12 protein-coding genes and 1 riboswitch are annotated in these 9,959 nt (G+C 73.1%); of the genes, 2 read left to right on the forward strand and 10 right to left on the reverse strand.

From position 1 onward, the window contains the following. Window positions 1–44: 44 nt before the first annotated feature. Window positions 45–761, reverse strand: a complete 717-nt coding sequence (locus tag E8D37_RS07630) for an NAD-dependent deacylase (protein WP_136569190.1) — start codon at window positions 759–761, stop codon at window positions 45–47. Window positions 762–825: 64 nt separating this feature from the next. Then, a complete protein-coding gene (locus E8D37_RS07635) occupies window positions 826–2,130 on the reverse strand; it encodes an aspartate aminotransferase family protein (RefSeq protein ID WP_136569191.1) in 1,305 nt (434 codons plus the stop codon). 159 nt (window positions 2,131–2,289) lie between these two features. Beyond that, window positions 2,290–2,407, forward strand: a riboswitch (SAM riboswitch). Between the two features lie 37 nt (window positions 2,408–2,444). On the opposite strand from E8D37_RS07635, the gene E8D37_RS07640 reads away from it, so the two are divergent. Beyond that, window positions 2,445–2,900: a hypothetical protein gene (locus E8D37_RS07640; protein ID WP_136569192.1), complete on the forward strand. Its 456-nt coding sequence runs from the start codon at window positions 2,445–2,447 to the stop codon at window positions 2,898–2,900. A gap of 60 nt (window positions 2,901–2,960) precedes the next feature. Here E8D37_RS07640 and E8D37_RS07645 read toward each other — a convergent pair whose 3' ends face one another. Genes E8D37_RS07645 through E8D37_RS07655 form a run of 3 tightly spaced genes read right to left on the reverse strand, consistent with a single transcriptional unit; the run spans window position 2,961 to window position 6,144 of the window. Further along, window positions 2,961–4,547 (reverse strand): glycerol-3-phosphate dehydrogenase/oxidase, encoded by a 1,587-nt coding sequence (locus tag E8D37_RS07645; RefSeq protein ID WP_136569193.1) that lies wholly within the window; start codon window positions 4,545–4,547, stop codon window positions 2,961–2,963. Next, a complete protein-coding gene (locus E8D37_RS07650; RefSeq protein WP_136569194.1) occupies window positions 4,544–5,440 on the reverse strand; it encodes a phosphotransferase in 897 nt (298 codons plus the stop codon). The genes E8D37_RS07645 and E8D37_RS07650 overlap by 4 nt, the downstream gene beginning before the upstream one ends. Then, window positions 5,437–6,144 (reverse strand): class II aldolase/adducin family protein, encoded by a 708-nt coding sequence (locus E8D37_RS07655; RefSeq protein WP_240770268.1) that lies wholly within the window; start codon window positions 6,142–6,144, stop codon window positions 5,437–5,439. Before E8D37_RS07655 ends, E8D37_RS07650 begins: the two co-directional genes overlap by 4 nt. A 57-nt stretch (window positions 6,145–6,201) precedes the next feature. On the opposite strand from E8D37_RS07655, the gene E8D37_RS07660 reads away from it, so the two are divergent. Further along, entirely contained in the window at window positions 6,202–6,825 is a 624-nt protein-coding gene (locus E8D37_RS07660) for a TetR/AcrR family transcriptional regulator (RefSeq protein WP_206055633.1), read from the forward strand. Window positions 6,826–7,166: 341 nt separating this feature from the next. Here E8D37_RS07660 and E8D37_RS07665 read toward each other — a convergent pair whose 3' ends face one another. The 5 genes from E8D37_RS07665 to E8D37_RS07685 form a co-directional block, all read right to left on the reverse strand. Next, window positions 7,167–7,508, reverse strand: a complete 342-nt coding sequence (locus E8D37_RS07665) for a type II toxin-antitoxin system RelE/ParE family toxin (RefSeq protein ID WP_136569196.1) — start codon at window positions 7,506–7,508, stop codon at window positions 7,167–7,169. Further along, window positions 7,505–7,750, reverse strand: coding sequence for an addiction module protein (locus E8D37_RS07670; RefSeq protein WP_136569197.1), 246 nt, complete (start codon window positions 7,748–7,750; stop codon window positions 7,505–7,507). The genes E8D37_RS07665 and E8D37_RS07670 overlap by 4 nt, the downstream gene beginning before the upstream one ends. A gap of 105 nt (window positions 7,751–7,855) precedes the next feature. Continuing rightward, window positions 7,856–8,191: a hypothetical protein gene (locus E8D37_RS07675; RefSeq protein WP_136569198.1), complete on the reverse strand. Its 336-nt coding sequence runs from the start codon at window positions 8,189–8,191 to the stop codon at window positions 7,856–7,858. A gap of 132 nt (window positions 8,192–8,323) precedes the next feature. Beyond that, window positions 8,324–9,259, reverse strand: coding sequence for a 1,4-dihydroxy-2-naphthoyl-CoA synthase (locus E8D37_RS07680; RefSeq protein WP_136569199.1), 936 nt, complete (start codon window positions 9,257–9,259; stop codon window positions 8,324–8,326). A 71-nt stretch (window positions 9,260–9,330) separates the two neighbouring features. After that, window positions 9,331–9,942 carry an amino acid-binding protein gene (locus tag E8D37_RS07685; protein ID WP_136569200.1) on the reverse strand — a complete coding sequence of 204 codons (612 nt, stop codon included), beginning with the start codon at window positions 9,940–9,942 and terminating at the stop codon, window positions 9,331–9,333. Between the last annotated feature and the right edge of the window lie 17 nt (window positions 9,943–9,959).

Raw genomic sequence — 9,959 nt, forward strand, 5'->3', positions numbered from 1 at the left:
ACTCGGCAGTGGGGCCCACCCGGGCCCCACTGCCGAGTGCACGGTCAGCGGGCCAGCAGTCCCCGCCCGGCGAGCACCTCGTCGACCCACTCGGGCACCAGCTCGCCCGCCCGGCCGTGGCGCGCCTGGGCGAACCAGGCCGTGCCGTCCGAGGGGACCAGGTTGAGCTCGAGGGTGTCCGCGCCGAAGCGGCGGGCCTGCTGCACGAACCCGGCGGCCGGGTAGACCGCGCCGCTGGTACCGATGGAGACGAAGGCGGACGCGTCGGCGAGCGCCTCGATGATCGTCTCCATGTCGTAGGGGATCTCGCCGAACCAGACCACGTCGGGGCGCAGCTCGGCGTGGTGACAGCCCGGGCAGGCCGGGAAGTCGCCCAGGTCGCCGTCCCAGTCGAAGCGGCCCTCGCAGGCCCGGCACAGGGCCTTGCGCAGCTCACCGTGCATGTGGAGGACGCGGCTCGAGCCGGCGCGCTCGTGGAGGTCGTCGATGTTCTGGGTGACCACCAGCAGGTCGTCGCCCAGGTGCTCCTCGAGTCGCGCCAGGGCCAGGTGCGCCGCGTTGGGCTCGACGTCGGCCAGTGCCCGGCGGCGCGCGTCGTAGAAGCGGTGCACCGTGGTCGGCGAGAGCTCGTAGGCCTCGGGGGTCGCCACGTCCTCGACCCGATGGCCCTCCCACAGCCCGTCGGCATCGCGGAACGTCGGCACGCCGCTCTCGGCGGAGATCCCCGCCCCGGTCAGCACCACGATCCGTCCGCGCATCATCGTGCCAGCGTAGTCACCCGGCTCCCGCCCCGGCAGTGACCAGCGTCCTTGCCCGCGGGCGGGATCAGTGCCCGGCGAGGACGGCGGTCAGCGCGTCGTCCAGGATGTCGATCCCGGCGTCGATCTCCGCCTCGGAGGCGGTGAGCGGCGGGGCGAGCCGGAAGATCCCGCCCATGCCGGGCATCTGGACGATGTTGAGGTGCAGGCCGCGGTCGAGGCAGGCGCGGGTGACCTCCTGACCGAGGGTGTCGGCGGGCTCCTTGGTCTCGCGGTCGAGCACGAGCTCGATGCCCTGCAGGAGCCCGCGGCCTCGGACGTCCCCCACCACCTCGTGCTTCTCCTGCAGCGCGAGGAGGCGGCCGGTGAGCTGCTTGCCGAGGACGCCGGCCCGCTCGACGAGCCCGTCGCGCTGCACGACCCCGAGGACGGTGAGGGCGACGGAGGCCGCGAGCGGGTCCGAGACGTGCGTGGTGAAGAAGAGGAAGCCGCGCTCGTGGGCCCGCTCCTCGATCTCCGCGCTGGTGGTGACCGTCGCGACGGGCAGCCCGCCGCCCAGGGTCTTGGACAGCGTGAGGATGTCGGGCACGACGCCGTCTCGCTCGAAGGCGTACATCGTGCCGGTGCGGCCGAGACCGGTCTGGGCCTCGTCGAGGACGAGCAGCATCCCGCGCTCGTCGCACAGCTCGCGCAGGCGGGCGAGGTAGCCCACCGGCATCTCGATGATGCCGCCCGAGGAGAGGATCGGCTCCACGATGCAGGCGGCGAGGCTGCCGGCGGAGGCCTGGTCGATGAGCGCGAAGCCGTACTCGAGCTCGGAGCGCCAGTCGTAGCTGCCGTCGGGGTGCCGGAACGGCGAGCGGTAGGCGTTCGGGGTCGCCAGCGTGAGGTTGCCCGGGATCGGCGGGCCGTAGCCCGCGCGCCCCGCCGAGTAGGTCGCCCCGGCCGCACCCGAGGTCATCCCGTGCCACGAGCGGTCGAACGAGACGACCTCGTAGCGGCCCGTCACCAGCTTGGCGAGCTTGAGCGCGGCCTCGTTGGCCTCCGCGCCGGTGGTCAGCAGCATGGTGCGGCTCAGCGCCTCCGGCATGGTCGCCGCGAGGCGGGCGGCGAGGTCCACGACCGGGCGGCTCAGCATGCCGGAGTAGAGGTGGTCGAGGGTGCTCACCGCCTCGGACACGGCACGGGCGACGTCCGGGTGCGCGTGCCCGAGCACCGCGCTCATCTGCCCGGAGGTGAAGTCGAGGATCGCGCGGCCCTCGCTGTCGTGCACGTAGGAGCCGGCGCCGCGCTCGATGATCCGCGGCGTCCACCGCGTGCCGTAACGGATCAGGTGGTCGCCCGCCTGCTGCCAGAACTGCTCGTCGCTCATCGCTTCTCCCGGGTAGGCGGACGCCGGCCTGCCGGCCGTTCCCTCCCGGGCAGTCCTACCAGCCGAGCGGGCTCCGCGGGGCGTGACGTCGGACGCGGCCGCCCCTCGCGGGGCCCGTCCCCTGGCCGCTGTCGGACCCCTGGCCTACCGTCGGTGACAGGTCACGAGCATCGGCCGCACGCCTCCGGACGTGGCCGATCGGCAACCGCGTCGCTCGACACGGTGCCTTCCGGAGAAGACCTGGGCGCGGCCGACCGGCCGTGACCAAGCCGAGCACCGCGGCGCGCCGCGGGCCGTGCCCGAGGAGGCACCTCATGTCCGTCGACCACCGCTGCCGGGGCCGGGAGTGCGGCTTCTACGACTCGGGCCACCTGATCCACTTCATCCACGCCAAGCGCCTCGGCCAGCACCCCTGGGGCTGGCGCGACGCCGTCGTCACCGGCGTCGACGGCTTCTGGGTGTCCCTGGCCTACCTGGACAGCCTCGCCACGCCGCGGGTCTGGCACCACCGCCGGCTGTCGCGGTTCCTCACGGTCGGGGCGCCCGTGCGGCTGCACGAGCAGTACTACGCGCTGGGCTGCCCGGACGGCTGGTTCTCGGTGGTCGTGGAGGACGGCCTCGGCCCGGTGCCCCGCCCGGCCGACACGTCCCCGTGGGACGACGGGGTCGGCGGTGGGGTCAGCGGCGGGGTCGTGGACCTGTCCACCGGCGTCGCGATCGCCCTCGACCACGAGAGCGAGCGGGATCGGGAGCGGGACGAGGGCCGCTGACGACCGCGGCCCCGACCCCCTGACCGTCGGCCCCGGCCCGGCCCGCCCCGGCCCGGCCCCTCAGTCCACCGGCAGCGACACGGCCCTCCGCGCGTCCCGCCACTCCGCGGCCTGGCGGGCGGGGCTCCAGCCGAGGACCTCTCCGGCGATCCGGGCGGCCTCCCGACCCAGGACGTCGCCCGGGTCGCCGAGCGTGCCGATGCCGGTGCGCCGCAGCAGGATGTCCGCGAGCGAGCGCGGCATCTCGTGCCGGGCCGCCCACGCGACCGTGGCGAGCGGCTCACCGTCGGCGGTGGCGCGCTTGGCCAGGGCCGGGTCGGACTCCGCGAGGGCGAGCACCGCCTCGGCGTCCGTGCCGTAGTGGCGGACGACGAGGTCGACCGTGTCCGCGGCCAGGCCGGGGTGGCGGGCGGCGGTGGCGGCGATCGCCGCGGGCAGGTCGGGGACGTCGCAGCCGGCGAGCGGCACGCGGGCGGTGGTGCTCGGGGCGATGCGCCGACCGAGCTTGGCCGCCACCGCGTCGACCGCGTGCTGGGCGAAGGCCCGCGAGGTCGTGTACTTGCCGCCGGTCGCCGAGACGAGGCCCTCGCGGCCGTCACGGGCGTGGTCGACGAGCTCGGCCGCGCGCGAGGCACGGTAGGTGTCGGCCCCGGCGGACTCGGTGAGGGGCCGCAGGCCCCCGTAGGCCGCCACCACGTCGTCCATCGAGAGCGCCACCGGCAGCAGGGACGCCGCGTTGATCCGCTCCACGAACGTCTCGATGGCCGCCCGGGTGAGTCGCCACTGGGAGACCGGGCCCTCGTAGGGGGTCTCGGTCGGCCCGATGAGGCTGTGCCCGCGCCACGGGGCGAAGCTGAAGTGCCCGTGCGGGGTCACGGTGAGCACCATCGTGGGCGTGATCTGGCGGGTGACCAGGTAGATGCCCTCGGACCGGACGCGAGGCGCCGGCGCGCCGACCAGCTCCTGCGCCCAGGCCCCGGTGGCGTTGACGACGACCCCGGCGGTGATCTCGGTGGTGCCGCCCTCGAGCTCGTCGACGACCCGCGCCCCCACGGCCCGCTGCGGGCCGCCGAGGAGGGCGTCGACGCGGACGCCGTTGGCGACCCGGGCCCCGTGGGCCACCGCCGAGCGCAGGAACGCCAGGGTCAGCCGCTCCGGCGAGAGCATCATGGCGTCGTGGAAGAGCACCGGCGAGGGCAGGTCGGGCAGGCCCAGCGAGGCGAGGTCGTCGCTGCTCAGGGACCGGTGCCGCGGGATCCGCTTGCTGCGGTCGGCCACCCGGTTGCGGTCGAGCGAGAGCAGGTCGTAGGCGGTGAGCCCCGCCCGCTCGACCAGCCCGGCGCCGGGCAGCACCATCGCGATCGGGGAGACGAGGTTGGGCGCGATCACCGACAGGGTGCGCCGCTCGGCGAGCGACTCGCGCACCAGCCCGACCTCGAGCTGCTTGAGGTAGCGCAGGCCCCCGTGGATCAGCTTGCCGGTGGCCGCGGAGGTCGCCCCGCCGAAGTCGTCCTTCTCCACGAGCACCACGTCGAGGCCCCGGCTGGCGGCCTCGTAGGCGATCGCGGCGCCGGTGATGCCGCCACCGACGACGAGGACGTCGGCGCTGGTGCCGTCGGCGGGGCGGGTGCGGGTCAGGGGGGTCATCGCGACGCCTCCAGGTCGCGGCGGATGCCGCGCAGCAGCCGCTCCTGCTCGCTCGGCACGTGCAGCAGGCCGGCCCGCAGCACGCGGGCCGCCAGCAGCCAGGAGTCGATCTCGGCGTCCGTCATGCCCGTGACCGCCCGGTAGCGGCGCAGGTAGAAGCCGAACATCACCCGCCGCACGCTGGCGTAGAGGACGAGCTTGAGGAACGCGGTACCGGGGAACAGCTCGGCCTCGGTGAACAGCACCTTCGTCATCGCGACGTCGGCGGCGGGGGCGCCCTGGCAGGCGGTCTGCCAGTCGACCACCGCGTACCCGTCGCCGTGGACGAACACGTTCTGCGGGTGGAAGTCGAGGTGGAGCGGACGGTCGCCGGCCGGCAGGGCCCGCAGCAGCCGGGCCGCCTCCTCGCGCTCGGCGGGGGTGAGGCCGGCCAGGCCGGGCGCGGCGAGCTGGGCGACCGCCAGCTCCCGGACGTCCACGAAGCCGCTCACCGGCACCGCGTGCAGCCGGGCGTGCTCGTCGGCCAGCACGCGGGAGACCTCCCGCAGCCGCAGGATGTTCCTCTCGGCGAGGGTGGTGAGGCAGACACCGGTGAGTCGGTCGAGCACCAGGCCGGGCCGCCCCGCGACGTCCACGCGCCCGTGGCAGCCGATCGGGGTGAGCCCGAGCCGGTGGGCCAGCACGGTGTTGCGCTCCTCCTGGTCCACCTCGGCCGCGGAGAGCCCCTCGATCACCTTGACGACGTGGGCGCCGGCCGTGGCGCCCACCCCCTCGGCCCCGTCGGCCCCGTCGGCGGGCGCGTCCGGGGGCGCCCCCACGTAGGCGTGGACGACGGCGCTGCGACCGTGCGCGAGCAGCTCCCCCACCGGGCTCGCCGGGCTCGGCGCGCTCATCGCGGGGCCCCGACGCGGTGGGTGGTGCCGTAGCCGGTGCGCAGCGCGACCTCGATGACGGCCTCCTGCTGCGCCGGGGTGAGCGGTCGCGGCGTGCCGAGCGCGACCGCGCGGGCGTGGAGGTCGGCCAGCCACTCGGTGAGCAGCGCGTGCTCGACGGCCTTGGCGAGGCTCGGGCCGACCGCGATCGCGCCGTGGTTGGCCATGAGCGCGGCGAGCCGGCCGTCGAGCGCCTCGCGGACCGCCGCGGCCAGGGCGGGGGTGCCGAAGGGGTGGAACGGCGCGACCCGTAGCTCCCCGCCGAGCGCGAGCTGGTTGTAGTGGAGCACCGGCAGCCGGTCGACGACGCAGGCCGCGGCCGTCGAGGCGGGGGCGTGGGTGTGGACGACGCCGGCCGCCGAGGGCGCGTCGACGTAGACGCCCAGGTGGAGCCCGAGCTCGCTGGTGGGGGCGAGGTCGCCGGCGACCTGGTGGCCGTCGAGGTCCACGAGGCAGACCTCGTCGGCGACCAGGGTGGACAGGTCCGCGCCGGTGGGCGTGATCGCCACCAGGTCGCCGACGCGGGCGCTGACGTTACCGGCGGTGCCCACCACCAGTCCCCGGGAGGCGAGGAGCCGCGACGCGTCGGCCACGGCGGAGCGCAGCGCGCCCGCGGTGGTCGTGCCCGTCGTGCTGCTCGTCGTGTCCACGCTCGGAGTGCTCACTCTTGTAGCCTGGGTCACACCTAAACCAAAGTCAAGTTTGGTTTGTATGATCGGCGAGTGCCGGCAGAAGACCTCGACCTGCTCCCGCTCGCACGCGTGCCGCGACAGGCCCGCTCCCGCGAGAAGGTGGAGGCGGCGCTCGCGGCCGCCACCGACCTCGTCCGCACCGAGGGCGTCGAGGCCCTCACGCTCCCCCGCGTCGCCGAGCACGCCGGACTCAGCGTCGGCGCCGTCTACCAGTACCTGCCGGACCGCGACGCGATCATCGCCGTCCTCGTCGCGCGGTACCACGCGCGGTTCGAGGAGGTGCTGGACGGCGTGGTGGAGCGCGTCCGCCGCACCGCGTCGGCCGGGTCCCCCGACCCCCTCGCCGACCTCCTCGACGAGGTCGAGCGGATCTACGCCGAGGAGGGTGTCGCCCGGGCGCTGCGCGCCGTCGAGGGCAGTGGCCCCGCCGCCGAGCGTCGCGCCCACAAGGACCGGATGACCGCGAAGGTCGCGGACCTGCTGGTCCTCACCGGCCTCGCCCCCGCCGGTCGCGCGCGGGGCGTCGCCCGGCTCGTGTTCACCGCCGCGGACGGCGTCCTGCACGAGGCGTTCGGGCTCGAGGACGACGAGCGGACCGCCCTCCTGCGCGAGCTGCGCGCCATGCTCCGGGGGTACCTGGCCCCGGCGGACTGAGACAGGCCGTCAGCCGCAGGTCGTGTGCCCAGGACAGCTCCTGGCGACCGTCTGGGGTACACGACCTCATTGTCGATCGCCATGTGTCGAGTCCAGGCCGGAGCGGCGACGGGGCGCCGAGATCGAGCGGCTACCGCCTGCAGCACACGAGGACCCGCGCAGGGCTCTGCGCTGGACACACGCTTCAGATCAGTAGTACGAGGGGAAGCGCGGTACGCTCAGCGGCTGTTCCTAGTCATCCTTGGCATTGTGCGTCTGACCTGCGCAAACGCGTCTAGGGGCGTTGATCGAGATTGGTCGCTGACGACTCCCCTGCCACGTTTTTGCCACGCACGCGCCCCTCATCGGCCGACCTCCGGATCGCCCTGGTCCTCGCTGAGTGCGGCCTCCCAGTCCTGGCCACCGTGGAAGACACCGAGGATGTTGACCACGACCTCACCCGACGCCTCGTCAACTTCATAGGCGACGAGGGTCCGCTTCTTGCAGGTGCTCGTCCGCATGCCCGGACGGACGTCATCGCGCGCACGGCCGGCGAGAGGGAATACGACGATGCCGTCGATGTGGTCGAGGATCGCGGCCACGAATTGTCGAGCGGTCTCCGCCGTCGCCTTCTCGGCGATCCACTCGTCGAGGTGATGGAGCTGCTGCCGTGCCTCAGGAGTGAAGTTGATCCTGCCCGTCATGGACGGGCGGCCCACTTCGCTTCGAACTCGGCACGAACGCCCTCTGCAGGAATCGCGCGCGTCGGGTCAGCCTTCAGCGCGTCGTACGCGGCAGCCGCGTCGGTCTGAAGCCAGCTCTCGACTGCCTCGTCGAACGCGTCGTCGGACTCGACCGACTCGAGCAAGCGGAGAGCGACGTCCTTGCGCACGTCAGGAGGCAGGGACATCCCCGCCTCGTAGAACTCCGATGCACTGAACGTCATGCCATGAAGTGTACGTCTGGCAGACGATGGCCGCGTGCCCGTCAGCATCCGGACCCGCGACACACGCGGACTTGGAGGTGTCAGTCCCGGGTGCGCTGAGCGCGATCAGATCCAAGAAGTGAATGCCTGGCTGGGCACAGCGCCGTCGCGCAGAAGGGAGAGCAGCTCGTCAAGCACACCGTCCAACTCGTCCGGAGTCTTGAGGTCGAAGTGCTTCGCAACGAGCCAGCCGTCTACCTTGCGCCCCGCGTCGAGGTCAAGCTCGCCGGTCTCCCAGAGGATGACACTCGCCAGCCAGGAGTCGCTGTCGAACTCGGCGAGCGTTAGTGCCTTTCCATGGTTCGGATCGATCGGCTTCACAGTCCAAACGGCTCCGCAGGTCGCCCAGGCGTCCGCAAAGCGATGCACGGCCGGCTCGAACGCCGCCAGGTCAATGCTCACCGGACCACTGTGCCACGATGGAGCCACCTGTCACGCGCTCATCGCTGGATCCCATCCCGATCACAGTTCCTGCCACGCATTCCGCCACGCACGCGGCCGTATCAGGGCTTTGAACTGGACAAACGCTTCAGATCAGTAGTACCAGGGGAACGGCGACCAGTCAGGGTCACGCTTCTGGAGGAACTGGTCCCGGCCCTCCTGCGCCTCGTCGGTCATGTATGCGAGGCGGGTGGTCTCGCCGGCGAAGAGCTGCTGGCCGACGAGGCCGTCGTCGATCGCGTTGAACGCGTACTTCAGCATCCGCTGGGCGGTGGGGGACTTGCCGTTGATCTTGCGGCCCCACTCCAGCGCCTCGGCCTCGAGCTCGGCGTGCGGGACGGCCTTGTTGACGGTGCCCATGCGGACGCCGTCCTCGGCCGAGTAGGTGTCGGCGAGGAAGAAGATCTCCCGGGCGAACTTCTGCCCCACCTGGCGCGCCAGGTAGGCCGAGCCGTAGCCCGCGTCGAACGAGCCGACGTCGGCGTCCGTCTGCTTGAACGCGGCGTGCTCGGCGCTGGCCAGGGTCAGGTCGGCGACCACGTGCAGCGAGTGGCCGCCACCGGCGCACCAGCCGGGCACCACGGCGATGACGACCTTCGGCATGAACCGGATCAGCCGCTGGACCTCCAGGATGTGCAGCCGCGCGAGCTTCGCCTTGTCGATCGGGTTCGGGGCCTCGCCCGCCTCGACGTGGCCGTCGGTCTCGTACTGGTAGCCGGCCTTGCCCCGGATGCGCTGGTCGCCACCGGTGCAGAACGAGTGCTTGCCGTTCTTGGGGCTCGGGCCGTTGCCGGTGAGCAGCACACAGCCGACGTCCGCGGACGTGCGGGCGTGCTCGAGCACCGTGAGCAGCTCGTCCACGGTGTGCGGCCGGAACGCGTTGAGGACGTCGGGACGGTCGAACGCCACCCGGACCGTGCCGTGGGCCTTCGCCCGGTGGTAGGTCAGGTCGGTGAGGGACTCGAACCCCGGGACGACGTCCCAGGCGTCCGGGTCGAAGGTGTCCGAGACTCCGTCGATCGCGCTCATGCCGCGGACGCTACCGCCCGCCGCCGCGTGCCCCGCCCAGGGGCGGGTCGGGCGCGGGCTCGGGGGCGGGCTCAGGGGCGGGCGATGGAGACCGCGAGGCCCGCGAGGTGCCCGACGCGGGCCATCTCGGAGTCGAGGAACGCCGGGCCGCCGCGACGGCCGAGCACCACGATGTCGTTGCCGCCCAGGCGCGCCGCGATGACGACGTCCGGGGAGCCCTCCTCCAGCGGCTCGAGCCGCTCGGTGCCGACGATGTCGACGAACGGCAGGTCGGCGGGGGCCGCCTCGGTGGAGGTGACGATGCCGTCGACGCGGTGGACGCGCGCGGCCCAGTCGGCCCGGAAGGTGACGGGCAGCAGGTGGACCAGCCGGTCCATCGCGGCGGCCGGCTCGGCCGTGAGGTCCTCGACGGCCTCCAGGTCGAGGAAGAGGTTGCCGCCGGCGGCGTACCGGCTCACCCAGACGACCCGCACGCCCTCGACCGAGTTGCAGGCCGACACGACCGAGTCCGGCATGACGCCCGGCTCCATGTCGAGCAGCACGTCGTCGAGCGCGGTGCCGTCGAAGCGCTTCTCGACGATCTCGATCGCCTCGATGTCACCGCCCGCCTCACCGATCGCGGTCGCGAGACGACCCAGCGAACCGGGGACGTCGGGGAGCTCGACTCGGAAGAGGAAGGACACGGCGGAAGGTTAACGAA

Origin of the sequence: Nocardioides sp. GY 10127, from assembly GCF_004919085.1 — a bacterium.
Taxonomy (GTDB): Bacteria; Actinomycetota; Actinomycetes; order Propionibacteriales; family Nocardioidaceae; genus Nocardioides.